This is a genomic window from Thiobacillus sp. 65-1402 (genome assembly GCF_001897685.1).
GTDB lineage: Bacteria > Pseudomonadota > Gammaproteobacteria > Burkholderiales > Thiobacillaceae > Thiobacillus.
The window spans coordinates 1-13,896 of record NZ_MKUG01000040.1; the positions used below are offsets into that span (position 1 = coordinate 1).

The window sequence follows — 13,896 nt, forward strand, 5'->3', positions numbered from 1 at the left end:
CAGCTGGATCAGCTGGATCAGCTCGTCGCTGCTGCGCTTGAGCCGCGCGGCCAGATCCACCCGGCTCTCGTCGAGCAGGGCGGCCACCTCGCGGCTGACCGCGTGATAAAGCATGTCGCGCCGCGCCGGGATCACCTGGTGCGCCAGCAGGTATTCCAGCGACTCGATGCCGGAGCGCACGCGCAGGGCGGCGTCGCCGCGTATCGTGGCCGCCAGCGCCTTCTGCGCCGACACCGCGAACACCCGGCTGCGCGGCAGCTTCAGCACGCGCGCGGTTTCCTCGGCCTGCCGCTCGATGCTGGCCTGCACCTCGGAATCGCTCTTCAGCTCATCCCACAGCATGTCGATCTTGTTCAGCACCGCCACGTGGTAGTTAGCGTGGCGATGCACGTGCTTCTGCCAGATTTCCAGGTCCGAGCGCGTCACCCCGGTATCGGTCGCCAGCAGATACATCACCGCATGCGCATTGGGAATCACCGACAGCGTGAGTTCGGGCTCGGCGCCCAGCGCGTTGAGCCCAGGCGTATCGAGTATCGTCAGTCCGGCCTGCAGCAACGGATGCGGGTAATTGACCATGGCATAGCGCCAGGCCGGCACCTCCACGGTGCCGTCGGCACGCAGCAGGTGGCGCTCGCTGGCGTCTTCGCTGTTCCACAGCCCCAGCTCGATGGCGTCCACCGCCGGCATCGATTTGGTCTCGGTGAGCTTTTTCAGGCTTTCCTGCAGCTGCCGCGGATCGCTCGGATCGAGCAGCACCCGGCACCACTCGACCGGCATGTGCTTCAAGCGCGCCAGCGATTCGCTGCGGCGGCGCGTTTCGATCGGCAGCAGACACAGGCTGGGCATTTCATCCGGGCTGGCGAACAGTTCGGTCGGGCACATGGTGGTGCGCCCGGGGTCGGACGGCAGCAGGCGCTGGCCGTGGTTGGCAAAGAACAGGGCGTTGATGAGTTCGGTCTTGCCGCGCGAAAACTCGGCGACGAACGCCACCACCAGCTTGTCCTGGCGCAGGCCGGACGCGGTATCGGCCAGCCGCAGGGTACGCTCGGCGTCGATGCCGTGCTGGCGGTCGAGCCAGTCGGCGTAGTCGGTGATCGCGGTCGCCAGCCGCAAGCGCCGTTCGCTGTACTCGGCGACTTCCTGTTCCAGGTGGATGCTCATGTTTGACTGTTTTTTCCGATTTCACGCCAGGGCGCGTCGACGCCGCACACCGCCACGGTTTTCTGCCGCGAGCTTTCGCCCCGCACCAGGCGCACCGCCGACTTCGGCACCCCCAGCTGCGCGGCAAGCCAGGCCAGCAGATGCGCATTCGCCTTGTTATCGACGGGCGGCGCGGCAATCTTTAATTTCAGCCGGCCGCCATGTTCGCCGACCACGGCAGTCCGCTTCGCCCCCGGCTGCACATGCAGTTCGAGCAGCCAGCCGGCAGCGTCGCGGCGCGCCCAGACCGGGGCAGGTTCATCCTCAAAGCGCGCCAAGCAACGCCCGCTCCAGCGCCAGCACCGGCACCATCAGCACCAGCTGGCACACGATGAACAGCACCAGCGGGGTCAGGTCGACCTGGGCGACCATGGGAACGATGCGCCGCAGCGGGCGCAGGAACGGCTCGGTCAATTCATACACGACCGGCATCAGCGGTGTATTGCTGTTGACCCACGACAGCACTGCGCGCACCAGGGTCAGGCCGATAATCAGGTAGATCGCCAGGCTCAGCAGCCGTACCGCCGCCAGCCCCAGCATCACCGGCCACACTTTGGCGCCGGCCAGCGCAAAGGGAAAGCCGTCCAGCCAGTACACCGTCGTCACCACGACCAGTTCGACCAGCAACGCCACCACCAGGCATGCCCAGTCGAGGCCGAACAGGCCCGGCACCACCCGGCGCAACGGCTTCACCGCAAAATCGGTGATGGCGACGATGAATTGCGCGAAGGGATTGCGAAACGGCACCCGGAACAGCTGCATCATGAAGCGCAGCAATACCGCGATCACGAACAGGTTGCCCAGCGTCTGGACGAGGAAAGCGAATGCGCCCGAAATCATGCGAGGCGCCCCAGTTCGTCGCCGAGCTCGGCGCTGCGCCGGCTGGCCGCTTCCACTGCCTGGCCGACGGCACGCTTGACCGCCGCCGCCTCCAGCGCGGCTATGCCGCGTTCGGTGGTGCCGCCCTTGGAAGTGACGCGCTGGCGCAGCACGGCGGGTTCCTCGCCCGACTCCAGCGCCAGCTTGGCTGCGCCGAAGAAGGTCTGCAGCGCCAGCTGGCGCGCGGTGGCAGGCGCCAGGCCCTGGGCCACGGCTGCGGCTTCGAGCGATTCGATGCAATAGAACACATAGGCCGGGCCACTGCCCGAAACGGCGGTGACCGCATCCAGCTGCGGCTCGTCCTCCACCCACACCACGCCGCCGACGGCACGCAGCACCGCCTCGGCCTGCGAACGCGCATCCTGGCCGACCGCAGGCGGCGCAAACAGCCCGGCGACCCCGGCCTGCACCAGCGCCGGGGTGTTGGGCATGGCGCGCACAATGCGCTCGTGCCCTCCCAGCCAGCGGGCGAGATCGGCCACCCGCACCCCGGCGGCTATCGACACCACCAGCTGGCCGGCGAGGCGCGGCGCCAGTGCCGCCGCCACCTCGGGCAGGGTCTGCGGCTTCACCGCCAGCACGACCAGGGGGTGCAGCCGCGCCTGCGACAGGTCGGTGTGGGTCACGACGCCGAAACGCGCGGACAATTGCGCCCGCGCATCGGCATTGATTTCCACCACCTCGATATCAGTGGGCTGGCTGCCGCTGGCGATCAGGCCGCCCACGATGGCGGCGGCCATGTTGCCGCCGCCGATGAAACTCACTTTATGCATGGCTTTTTGTCCTCTCGCCAAATAATGCGGTGCCAATCCGCACGATGGTCGCACCTTCCCGGATTGCCGCCTCCAGATCGGCCGACATGCCCATCGACAGGGTGTCGAGCGCATGGCCGCGCGCAATCAGCGCATCCAGTGCCTCACGCACTTGCCGGAATGCCGCGCGCTGCGCGCCCATGTCCGACGCCGGCGCGGGGATGGCCATCAGCCCGCGCAACCGCAGCCCCGGCAACTTCGATACGGCATCCGCCAGCGCGGGCAGTTCGGCCGGAGCCACCCCGCCCTTGCTCGTCTCGCCGCTGACGTTCACCTCGATGCACACCTGCAACGGCGGCAAAGCGGGCGGGCGCTGCGCCGACAGTCGCTCGGCTATCTTCAGGCGGTCGATGCCGTGCGCCCAGCTGAAGTTCTCGGCGATTGCCCGCGTCTTGTTGCTCTGGATCGGCCCGATAAAGTGCCAGATCAGTGGCAGATCGCGCAAGGCGGCCTGCTTTTCCAGCGCTTCCTGCAGATAGTTCTCGCCGAATTCGCGCTGGCCGCAGGCTGCCATGGCACGCACCGCCGCCGCATCGAAGGTCTTGCTCACCGCCAGCAGACACACCGCCGCCGGCGCGCGCCCCGCCTCGGCGGCGGCCTCCGCAATCCGCGCCTGCACGGCATGCAAACGCTCGGCCGGCGTGGAATCCGCAGCCGTCATCCCGGACTCAAGTTTGCGTGTTTTCGGGCCGTTATCCATAGCGCTTATTATCTGACAAAACCCCATCCAACACTGAACGAGGCACGCGTGGATATTTCCGAACTGCTGGCATTTGCCGTCAAGAACAAGGCGTCCGACCTGCACCTGTCGGCGGGTCTGCCGCCGATGATCCGCGTCAACGGCGACATCCGCCGCATCAACCTGCCGCCGATGGACCACAAGGACGTGCACCGCATGGTGTACGACATCATGAACGACAGCCAGCGCAAGGTGTACGAGGAAACGCTGGAAATCGACTTCTCGTTCGAGATCCCTTCGCTGGCACGCTTTCGCGTCAACGCCTTCAACCAGCAATACGGTGCCGGCGCGGTGTTCCGGACGATTCCGTCCAAGGTGCTGACGCTGGAAGAGCTCAACGCGCCGGCGATCTTCAAGGAAATCTCCGACCAGCCGCGCGGCATCGTTCTCGTCACCGGCCCCACCGGTTCGGGCAAGTCGACCACGCTGGCGGCGATGATGGACTACGTCAACGAAAACCAGTACGCGCACATCCTCACCGTCGAGGACCCGATCGAATTCGTCCACCAGAGCAAGAAATGCCTGATCAACCAGCGCGAGGTCGGGCCGCACACGCTGTCGTTCAGCAACGCCCTGCGCTCGGCATTGCGGGAAGACCCGGACGTCATCCTGGTGGGCGAATTGCGCGACCTGGAAACCATCCGCCTGGCGCTCACCGCCGCCGAAACCGGCCACCTGGTGTTCGGCACGCTGCACACCTCGTCGGCGGCCAAGACCATTGACCGCGTGGTCGACGTGTTCCCGGCGGCGGAGAAGGAAATGGTGCGCTCGATGCTGTCCGAATCGCTGCGCGCGGTGATCTCGCAGACGCTCCTGAAGACCAAGGACGGCAACGGCCGCGTCGCCGCGCACGAAATCATGATCGGCACCCCGGCGATCCGCAACCTGATCCGCGAGAACAAGGTCGCGCAGATGTACTCGTCGATCCAGACCGGCGGCAACCTCGGCATGCAGACGCTCGACCAGAACCTGCAGGACCTGGTCAAGCGCAATGTCATTTCCTCGGGCGTGGCGCGCAATGCGGCGCAGAACAAAGATGCGTTCCTGGGTTGAGACAGATCCTCGAAACGATGGTTGACCGCTTGATCACCGTTCGAATCGCACGATGCATACTCAAATCCCTGCCATCAATAACCTGCTTGCCCATCGCGAGTCCGCTGCGCGCCCGCTGACACGCCCGGTCGCGCACCTGCCTTTGTCGCTCCTCGTTGCAGGCAGCTGCCTGCTGCCTCGTCGTTTCGCGGCAGGCACCCGCCCAGACGCGCCATCAGGCACGCCCAACCATTGTTTCAAGGATCTTCGATGAACGCCGAAAAAACCGTCCACGACCTGCTGCGCCTGATGCTGACGAAGAATGCCTCCGACCTCTTCATCACCGCCGGCTTTCCGCCCGCCATCAAGATCGACGGCAAGATCACCCCGGTGTCGAACCAGAGCCTGACCCCCGCGCACACCAGCGAACTCGCGCGCTCGATCATGAACGAGCGGCAGTGGAAGGACTTCGAGGCGAGCAACGAATCCAACTTCGCGATCAGCCCGCCCGGGATCGGCCGCTTCCGCGTCAACGTCTTCGTGCAGCAGGGCCGCGTCGGCGTCGTGATGCGGACCATCAACACCAAGATTCCGAAGATGGAAGACCTCAACCTGCCGCCCATCCTCAAGGACGTCGCGATGATCAAGCGCGGCCTGGTGATCTTCGTCGGCGGCACCGGCACCGGCAAATCGACCTCGCTGGCCGCCCTCGTCGGCTACCGCAACGAAAACGCCTGCGACCACATCATCACGGTCGAGGACCCGATCGAATACGTGCACGAGCACAAGAAATCCATCATCACCCAGCGCGAGGTCGGCATCGACACTGACAACTGGTTCTCCGCGCTGAAGAACACTCTGCGCCAGGCGCCCGACGTCATCCTGATCGGCGAAATCCGCGACCGCGACACCATGGAATACGCCATCGCCTTCGCCGAAACCGGCCACCTGTGCCTGTCCACCCTGCACGCCAACAGCGCCAACCAGGCGCTCGACCGCATCATCAACTTCTTCCCCGAGGAAAAGCGCGACCAGCTGCTGATGGACCTGTCGCTCAACCTCAAGGGCTTCATCTCGCAGCGCCTGGTCCCGAGGAAGGGCACCACCGGCCGCGTCGCCGCGGTCGAGATCCTGCTCAACTCGCCGCTCATCGCCGACCTGATCTTCAAGGGCCACGTGCACGAGATCAAGGAGATCATGGCGAAATCGCGCGAACTGGGGATGCAGACCTTCGACCAGGCGCTGTTCGACCTCTACGAGGCCGGGATGATTTCCTACGAGGACGCGCTAAGGAACGCCGACAGCCTCAACGACCTGCGCCTGCAGATCAAGCTGCACGGCCAGGAAGCGAAGGGGCGCGACATGATGGCGGGGCTGGATCACCTTGACATCGTCTGACGGGCGTTCCACAGGCGAAGTAAAGACAGGGTGCGTTGCACCCTGTTTTCGTTTCGGCCTGATGAAGCAACGCTTGGGGGTCGACGTACAGCCCTATCAGTCGCTCGCGATCACCGCGATACCATGGTCCATTTTTTATTATTCGTCGGTCTCTAGGTAGCGCGCCATTAGGGTTCCCAGTGCGCTTAAGGCGCGCTGTTCTTTCCGGCCACCGAGCGTACGATTAACATGCGGATGTTCACTTGGAAATCGTTATGACAAAAGTAAACGTTTTTGGGGATGTTCGTGCGGAGCACGATCATGCGATGCTGGATGAATCGTTCTTCGAATCCCAGAACTACAGGACTTTGTTCGAGAGTCGCGATCGTTTCATAGCTGTCGGGCGACGGGGGACGGGCAAGAGTGCTTTGACCTACCGCCTCTCGAAGGATTGGGCTGCGCGGAAAAACCTGAGGCTTGTCATCGCCCCATCGGAGGAACAAGTAATTGGGCTCCGGCCGGCCGCAGGGTTATTCGGTGATACCGTTTCCAAGATTCGTGCAGGCATCAAGCTGGCGTGGCGATACGCATTGCTCATGGAGATCGCAGCAATATGTCAGAACAACTACAAGTTGGCTGGGGAAGTACAGAAGTACGAGACGCTGCGTACGCATCTCAAAGCCTGGACGTCGCGTGGAACATGCCTTTTCGAGAGGCTTCGCCACGTGCTGCGCGAGAGGCTCCAGGGTATTAAAGACCCCGAAGATAGGATCGCGGACCTCTCGTCGTTACTTCAGCTAAATCGTATTACGGAGGAAGTGGTCAAGCTGACGGAATCATTGAAGCAAGATCTGATAATCCTAATCGACAGGCTGGATGAGGGGTACGAGCCGGACACGGTCGGCATAGGAATCGTGGACGGCATTCTTTATGGAACCGATGAGGTTAGGAGTGCCCTAGGCGATCATGTCAGGGCCATTGTCTTTCTGAGGGACAACATCTTCCGTGCCGTCCAGGTTGAAGACAAGGATTTTTCGCGGAACCTGGAAAGCCAGGTTTTGCGGCTCCATTGGGATCCGGAAGAACTCTTCTACATGGTATGCAAGCGCATCCGCGCCGCGTTCAAAGTGGAGCGAGAGAGCGATATCAAGGTCTGGAATGCCATTACGGCTAACGAGCTACATGGAAGAGAGGGATTTAAGAAATGCCTCAGACTTACGCTGTATCGCCCGCGGGACGTTATTGCACTGCTGAATGCGGCGATCGAGCATGCCCGTAGACAACGCAGAGAGACTCTAATTGAAGAAGACTTCGACGAGTCATCGAAACACATTTCTGTCACCCGCTTCGATGACCTGGGGAAGGAGTACGAAACGGTTTTTCCTGGAATTAAACAGGTTACGGTTTCCTTCGCCAATGGACCAGCACAGTTCTCTCTCCAGGACGGGATCAAGACCATTCGTAAGGTGCTCGATGACCCGGACCTCGACGGAAAGGCGCTGCAGCACCTGAGAATCTTGGGCGCCGAAGAGGATGTCGTCAAAGCTCTCTATGGCGTCGGCTTCCTAGGAATACAGGATCGCCAAAGTAGCAGCTGGGTTTTTTCCCATGACGGAAAACGGCCCGACAAAGTAACGTCATCGGACGACGTCTTGATGATTCACCCGTGCTATTGGAATGCGCTTAACCTCCAAAGGGACGAATTGGAGCCCGGCGCAGCGGAACAGATATTTGACGAGTATGAGATCACCATTCATTCTCAAAGTGCTGAGCAGAGGGCGACAAGCTTGGGTCGGCTCATTTCAGAACTGACTGCGATTCCGTTAGGCACAGAGGGCGCCGCGCAATTTGAGGACTGGTGCAAGAGAGTCGTTGAGATCGCCTTTGCCAAAGAGCTTACCAATGTCCAGCTCCACCCTAATCAATCCGCGGTACAGAGACGAGACATCGTCGCAACGAATCAGGGGATTGATGGGTTTTGGAAGCGTATCCGCGATGACTACCAAACAAGGCAGGTGATTTTTGAGGTGAAGAATTTCGAAGAGGTTGGCATCGAAGAGTACCGGCAGGTGAACGGATATCTCACGAGAGAATACGGGAACATGGGTTTCATAGTCTGCCGGGACAAGCAGGCGGGGCTCATGAAAGGCCGGGAGCTTGAAGCTTTCCGGGAGTTCTATTTCCAGGGCAAAGTAATTCTGAAAATTACAGCAACGACCTTGACCAGTGTGCTATCAAAGCTACGGAACCCGAGCAAGATTGATGCGGGTGACATTGCGCTGGACCATCAGCTAGATGTGCATATCCGTCTTTACTCAACTGGACAAACAGAGGCAAGCGCGTCCAAAAAACGGGGGCGCCAAAAGTAAGGACGACAACAAGGGACAGTCCCCCCCGTTTTCGCCTCCCATCGCTCGCCCCTCTCGATTCCGACACCTACGCCCTGAATGGGCGCCCCAAACTACCGCAAGAAACAGGTGGGGTCAGGAGCCCTCGCTGTTGGCCGACTGCCCGTCGTCTGATTTTCTCGCCTTCATCGACCCCGCAATCAGCTTGTACTGCAGGAAGCGTGTCTCGATCTGGCCGTTGAAGAGCGGGATGCGGCGGCTGGCCTTCAGGCCCATCAGCTTCGGCAGCAGCGGGTCACCGGAGATGAGCCACGCGTCCCAGCCGGCGAAGTTCTGCTTCAGCCAGTCGCCCAAGAGCGGATACCAGTCGGCCAGGTCCTCGACGTCGCCGATGCGCTCGCCGTAGGGCGGATTGCTGACGATGGTGCCGACCGGGGTGGGCGGCTTGAGGTCGAGCACGTCCGACACTTTCAGCTCGATGGCCTCCAAGTAGCCGGCGGCGGCGAGGTTGTTGCGCGCCTTGTCGAGCACCCAGCGGTCGTGGTCGGCGCCGAAGATCGGCAGGCGGGTGAGCGGCTTTTCCTGCGCCTTCGCCTCCGCCTTGATGCGTTGCCACAGCGCGGCGTCGAAGTCCCGGTAGTGCTCGAAAGCGAAGTGGCGGCTGCGCCCCGGTGCCCGGTTCAGCGCTAGGTCGGCGGCTTCGAGCAGGATGGTGCCGGCGCCGCACATCGGATCGAGCAACGGCGTGCCGGGTTCCCAACCCGACAGCAGCAACAGGCCGGCGGCGAGGTTCTCCTTGATCGACGCGGCGCTCGCCTCGCGCTTGAAGCCACGCTTGAAGAGCGGCTCGCCCGAGGTGTCGAGGTAGAAGGTCACCGCGTCCGGGGTGAAGAAGGCGTACACCGGCACGTCGGGCGCTTCGGTGTCGACGCTGGGGCGTTCGCGGGTTTCCTCGCGGAAGCGGTCGCAGATCGCGTCCTTGATCTTCAGCGTGATGAAGTTGAGGCTTTTCAGCGGCGCGTTCTGCGCGCCGACCTTGACCGCGATGGTCTTCTTCACGTCGAACCAGTCCGGCCACGGCAGGTCGAGCGCGGCGCGGTAGATGTGTTCTTCCTTGCGGTAGCGCGTGTAGCCGACCTTGCGCAGGATGCGGGTGGCGATGCGCGAGGTGAGGTTGGCGCGCATCTCGGCGGCGGCGTCGGCCATGAACAGCACGCCGGCGGGCAGCTGGCGCACCACCTGCGCGCCGGCGGCGGTCAGTTCGGCGACCAGCAGTTCCTCCAGCCCGCGCGGGCAGGTGGCGAAATGGCTGGCAGGCGGCAATGCCTCGCGCTCGGGGCGGACGGGATGCGGCGCAGGTTTACGGCGGGGTTCGGGTTTCAAGGAATGCTCTCAAGAACGATTTATCCGCGAAGGACGCGAAGAAACGCGAAGGAAAAACAAGAATCGCTTTCGGTTTTCTTCGCGTCCTTCGCGGATGAAAAAAGAAGTTAAAACGGCTTCAGCACGACTAGCAGCACCACGACCAGCAGCACGATCACCGGGATTTCGTTGAACCAGCGGAACCAAGTGTGCGATTTCGTGTTCCGACGGGCTTCGAATGCGCGCAACAGGCTTTTGCAGACATGGTGATAGCCGATCAGCCCGCCGACCAGCGCGAGCTTCGCCCACAGCCAGCCCATCGTCGGCAGCCAGTACGCCAGCCATAGCCAGACGCCGGTAATCAGCGTCAGCCACATGATGGGGGTGACGAACCGGTACAATTTGCGCGCCATCAGCAGCAGGCGGTCGTAGGCGGCATCGTTGGTTTCCATCGCCAGATTGACGAAGATGCGCGGCAGGTAGAACAGTCCGGCGAACCAGCTCACCACCATCACGATATGAAACGACTTCAGCCACAGCATGGATAGACAAGCCTTTTTGAAGAAATGGACGCCAAGTCCGCTGACCCTGATTTTACTGGGTTTGATCGCGTACCTGTGGTTTCGCCCGCCGGCCGACGTCAGCGATGAGAACCGCCCCGCCCCGCCCTGGCAGGTGATGCTGCCCGATGGCCGGGCGCTGACCAGCGATTCCCTCAGGGGCAAGGTGGTGTTGGTGAACTTCTGGGCGACCTGGTGCCCGTATTGCCGCAAGGAAAAGCCGGTGATCGACCGTTTCTGGCAGGACTATCGGGAAAGAGGCTTCGAGGTCGTCTCGATCAGCGTCGACGACCCGCCGGAAAAAATCGCCGTCTGGATGCGGGACAAGGAATACGCCTTCATGGCTGCGCCGACCAATGCCTCGGTCACCCACGCATTCGGCAACGTGAAAAGCGTGCCGACCTCGTTCATCGTCGACAGCGAGGGCCGCATACGCCACAGGATTGCCGGACAGGTGCATTATCCGCGGCTGGAAAAACTCATCGCGCCGCTGCTGAACCCGGCCACACAACCTGGAAACCGATGATGGACGCCCGCCTCAACGAACTTGAAGCCAAGCTTGCGTTTGCCGAAGACATGATCGAGACGCTCAACCAGACGGTGATTCGCCAGCAGGGGCAGCTCGATTTGCTGCAGCAGCAGCTGCGCCTGTTGCACCAGCAATTGCAGGCTGCGCTGCCGGACGAGGCGCGCAATCTGCGCGACGAAATCCCGCCGCACTATTGAAACTAAACCGCGATCTTCACCACCACCTTGCGGATCATGCCCGGCCCCACCAGCGGCGCATGGGCGTCGTCGGGGAAGAACAGGCAGAACGCGCCCGGCGGCGTGGCGATCCAGCTGGCGGGCGCGTCGTTGAAAAAGCGGATGTCGCGCCCGGCATCGTAATCCGTTGCCGGGTCCAGGCAGGCGGCAACCGGCTTCCAGCCCATCTCGTCAATGCCCTGCAGCACCAGCTGAATATCGATGTAGCGGCGATGGCACTCCAGTTTCGCCTCCGCCCGCGTGCGCCCGGCGCATGCCTCGACGATGGCGAAAAGCTGTTCGCCCTGGATCGCGTGCCTGCCGGGCGCCAAGGCCTGCAGGTCGGCGCTGCGCAGGAATGCGAAGGCGCGCGCGAACAGCGGATGCAAGGCGCGGTAGCGGTCAGCCCGGGCAAGCGTGTCGAGAATCATGGGCGATAAACCTTGTTGAATGGGCGAAGCCTGGCGGCGTCGCAGAAACCGGCGGCGGTGTCGGCGCCGATCGACCGGGCAATACCCAGTTCGTGCGCCACGCTCAGTCTCGGGCCTGCCGATACGCAAGGCTGTTCAGCAGGCCTTTGGCGCGGTACATCGCCTCGTCGGCCTGCCGCAGCAGGGCCTCAAGCGTGGGGGTGCTCTCGCTGCGGGTGGCCACACCGATGCTGATGCGCAGTCCGAGCGGGACGTCGGCGCCGGGCAACACAACCTCGATCGCCGCGCGCAAGCGCTTGAGCAGGGCGTCCAGCGACGGCCCAGGCGGGGTGTCCGGCAGCAGCACCACGAACTCGTCGCCGCCCACCCGCGCCAGCAGATCGGACTCGCGGCAGCAGGCGCGCAGCCGGTTCGCGACCTGGATCAGGACGGCGTCGCCGGCGGCATGGCCATACGTGTCGTTGATGGACTTGAAATCGTCGATGTCGATGTTGAGCAGGCTGAGGGGGCGCTGGCTGCGTTGCGCCTGCACAAACATGTCCTGCCCGCGCAGGTTGAACTGATGGCGGTTGGCCAGCCCGGTAAGATGGTCGTGCAGCGCCATGCTGCGGATGCGCTGGTGCGCCGACACCGTGTAGGCGGTCAGCGCGCCCGCAACGGCGGCCAGCGCCGCCAGCAGCCCCTGTATCCAGACCCCCTGCCCCGCCGGCGGTGCGGCTGCGCGCGCCGCCAACTGCCAGCGGCCGCCCGGAATGACGACATCCATCAACACCGCCTCGGCATCGCCGAACAGCGCGGCATCGCCGAGAAAAACCTCGCCCAGCGGCCCCAGGCCGTCCTTGCCGCGCAAGGCGTAACGCACTCCGCTGCGCGCATCGGCTCGAATGCCTGCGTGTTCAAATACGGGAAGCGGATTGATGACCACCGAAACCAGCCCCCAATAATGCGGCAAGCCGTCGGGCCGGGTAAACGTGACCGGGATGCGGTTGATGATGCCGACGCCCCCCTGCGCCAGTTCGATCGGCCCCGCCGTCACCGGGCGCTGTTCGCGCATCAGGCGCAGCACCGCATCGCGCTGGGCGGGCGTGTCCAGGTAGCGCAGTCCGAGCGCCTTCTGGTTGCCGGCCTGCGGATAGACAAAGCGAATCACGTTGTCGGGCGCCATTGCCACGCTGCGGATCGCCGGCTGCAGACGCATCAGCGAAGCCGCGACCTGCGCCAGATCGGCCTGCGAAAAATCCGGCTTGGACAGCACGAAAGCAGACAGGCCCAGGCTCAGCGACAGCGTGGCATTCAGTTCCGATTCCAGGCGTGCCCGCACAGTGGCGGCCTCGGCTTGCAGCACCGCGCGCTCTGCCTGGCGGCTGCGGTCCCGCTCCAGCCAGACGAACGATTGCAGCAGCAGCCAGACCGTGCATGCCGCCAGCACGCCGGCCGCCAACGGCAGGCTGCGCGAGGACACAAGCGGGCTGGAAGGGATCACGCGCGGAGGCTTAGCGGCTGATCGGCTTGTAGCGGATGCGCTTGGGCTTGGCGCCCTCCTCGCCCAGCCGCTTCTTCTTGTCGGCCTCGTATTCCTGGTAGTTGCCGGGGAAGAACACCACCTGCGAGTCGCCCTCGAAGGCGAGGATGTGGGTGGCGATGCGGTCGAGGAACCAGCGGTCGTGCGAGATCACCAGCACGCAGCCGGCGAATTCGAGCAGCGCGTCTTCCAGCGCGCGCAGGGTTTCCACGTCGAGGTCGTTCGACGGTTCGTCGAGCAGCAGCACGTTGCCGCCGGCGATCAGCGTCTTCGCCAGGTGCAGGCGGCCGCGTTCGCCGCCGGACAGGTTGCCGACCAGTTTCTGCTGGTCGCCGCCCTTGAAGTTGAAGCGGCCGAGGTAGGCGCGCGACGGCGTTTCGTAGCGGCCGACGGTGAGGATGTCGCGGCCCTCGGCGACTTCGTCGAACACGGTCTTGTCGGCCGCCAGCGCATCGCGGCTCTGGTCGACGTAGGCGAGCTTCACCGTCTGGCCGATCTCGACTTCGCCGGAATCAGGTTTTTCCAGGCCGGTGATCATCTTGAAGAAGGTCGACTTGCCGGCGCCGTTGGGGCCGATGATGCCGACGATGGCGCCGGGCGGCACGCTGAAGGAGAGGTTGTCGATCAGCAGGCGGTCGCCGAAGGATTTGCTCACGTTGTGGAAGTCGATCACCTTGTCGCCCAGCCGCTCGCCGACCGGGATGAAGATTTCCTGGGTCTCGTTGCGCTTCTGGTACTCGACCGAGTTCAGTTCCTCGAAACGCGCCAGGCGTGCCTTCGACTTGGCCTGGCGCGCCTTGGGATTCTGCCGCACCCATTCGAGTTCCTGCTTCATCGTCTTGATGCGGCCGGCTTCCTGCTTGGATTCGGTCTCCAGCCGCGCTTCCTTC

Annotated in this window: 15 protein-coding genes; 5 read left to right on the forward strand and 10 right to left on the reverse strand. The window is 63.3% G+C overall.

Annotation, left to right across the window (positions count from 1 at the left end):
- The 5 genes from BGO62_RS03265 to BGO62_RS03285 all read right to left on the reverse strand — a co-directional run.
- A partial coding sequence (locus tag BGO62_RS03265) for a dynamin family protein (RefSeq protein ID WP_296639284.1) occupies nt 1–1,161 on the reverse strand: 1,161 nt, incomplete at its 3' end.
- On the reverse strand, nt 1,158–1,478 hold the full coding sequence (locus tag BGO62_RS03270; protein ID WP_296639286.1) for a DUF167 domain-containing protein: 321 nt from the start codon (nt 1,476–1,478) through the stop codon (nt 1,158–1,160). The genes BGO62_RS03270 and BGO62_RS03265, both read right to left, overlap by 4 nt.
- Entirely contained in the window at nt 1,465–2,040 is a 576-nt protein-coding gene (locus tag BGO62_RS03275; protein ID WP_296639287.1) for a YggT family protein, read from the reverse strand. Before BGO62_RS03275 ends, BGO62_RS03270 begins: the two co-directional genes overlap by 14 nt.
- On the reverse strand, nt 2,037–2,852 hold the full coding sequence (proC, locus tag BGO62_RS03280) for a pyrroline-5-carboxylate reductase (RefSeq protein WP_296639289.1): 816 nt from the start codon (nt 2,850–2,852) through the stop codon (nt 2,037–2,039). The genes BGO62_RS03275 and proC overlap by 4 nt, the downstream gene beginning before the upstream one ends.
- Nucleotides 2,845–3,552: a YggS family pyridoxal phosphate-dependent enzyme gene (locus tag BGO62_RS03285; protein WP_296639291.1), complete on the reverse strand. Its 708-nt coding sequence runs from the start codon at nt 3,550–3,552 to the stop codon at nt 2,845–2,847. Before BGO62_RS03285 ends, proC begins: the two co-directional genes overlap by 8 nt.
- Before the next feature lie 87 nt (nt 3,553–3,639).
- Between BGO62_RS03285 and BGO62_RS03290 the strand changes: the two genes are divergently transcribed.
- The 3 genes from BGO62_RS03290 (at nt 3,640) to BGO62_RS03300 (ending at nt 8,408) form a co-directional block, all read left to right on the forward strand.
- A complete protein-coding gene (locus BGO62_RS03290) occupies nt 3,640–4,683 on the forward strand; it encodes a type IV pilus twitching motility protein PilT (RefSeq protein ID WP_296639293.1) in 1,044 nt (347 codons plus the stop codon).
- A 249-nt stretch (nt 4,684–4,932) separates the two neighbouring features.
- Nucleotides 4,933–6,060, forward strand: coding sequence for a PilT/PilU family type 4a pilus ATPase (locus tag BGO62_RS03295; RefSeq protein WP_296639295.1), 1,128 nt, complete (start codon nt 4,933–4,935; stop codon nt 6,058–6,060).
- A 242-nt stretch (nt 6,061–6,302) separates the two neighbouring features.
- Nucleotides 6,303–8,408, forward strand: a complete 2,106-nt coding sequence (locus tag BGO62_RS03300; protein ID WP_296639297.1) for a hypothetical protein — start codon at nt 6,303–6,305, stop codon at nt 8,406–8,408.
- A gap of 114 nt (nt 8,409–8,522) precedes the next feature.
- On the opposite strand, the gene BGO62_RS03305 is transcribed toward BGO62_RS03300, so the two are convergent.
- Both BGO62_RS03305 and BGO62_RS03310 read right to left on the reverse strand, forming a co-directional pair.
- Complete coding sequence (locus tag BGO62_RS03305; RefSeq protein ID WP_296639299.1) at nt 8,523–9,770, reverse strand: THUMP domain-containing protein; 1,248 nt, start codon at nt 9,768–9,770, stop codon at nt 8,523–8,525.
- Between the two features lie 107 nt (nt 9,771–9,877).
- The gene (locus BGO62_RS03310) at nt 9,878–10,291 is read right to left on the reverse strand and encodes a CopD family protein (RefSeq protein WP_296639301.1); all 414 of its coding nucleotides are present in this window, start codon (nt 10,289–10,291) and stop codon (nt 9,878–9,880) included.
- On the opposite strand from BGO62_RS03310, the gene BGO62_RS03315 reads away from it, so the two are divergent.
- Both BGO62_RS03315 and BGO62_RS03320 read left to right on the forward strand, forming a co-directional pair.
- Complete coding sequence (locus BGO62_RS03315) at nt 10,290–10,835, forward strand: TlpA disulfide reductase family protein (protein ID WP_296639305.1); 546 nt, start codon at nt 10,290–10,292, stop codon at nt 10,833–10,835. The two genes, BGO62_RS03310 and BGO62_RS03315, sit on opposite strands and share 2 nt — an antisense overlap.
- A complete protein-coding gene (locus tag BGO62_RS03320) occupies nt 10,832–11,035 on the forward strand; it encodes a SlyX family protein (protein WP_296630085.1) in 204 nt (67 codons plus the stop codon). The genes BGO62_RS03315 and BGO62_RS03320 overlap by 4 nt, the downstream gene beginning before the upstream one ends.
- A gap of 2 nt (nt 11,036–11,037) precedes the next feature.
- Here BGO62_RS03320 and BGO62_RS03325 read toward each other — a convergent pair whose 3' ends face one another.
- From BGO62_RS03325 to BGO62_RS03335, 3 genes are all read right to left on the reverse strand, one after another.
- The gene (locus tag BGO62_RS03325) at nt 11,038–11,484 is read right to left on the reverse strand and encodes a YhcH/YjgK/YiaL family protein (RefSeq protein ID WP_296639308.1); all 447 of its coding nucleotides are present in this window, start codon (nt 11,482–11,484) and stop codon (nt 11,038–11,040) included.
- A 103-nt stretch (nt 11,485–11,587) separates the two neighbouring features.
- Nucleotides 11,588–12,967 carry a diguanylate cyclase gene (locus BGO62_RS03330; RefSeq protein WP_296639310.1) on the reverse strand — a complete coding sequence of 460 codons (1,380 nt, stop codon included), beginning with the start codon at nt 12,965–12,967 and terminating at the stop codon, nt 11,588–11,590.
- Between the two features lie 10 nt (nt 12,968–12,977).
- Nucleotides 12,978–13,896, reverse strand: a 919-nt coding sequence (locus tag BGO62_RS03335) for an ATP-binding cassette domain-containing protein (protein ID WP_296639311.1), incomplete at its 5' end; no start/stop codon positions are given.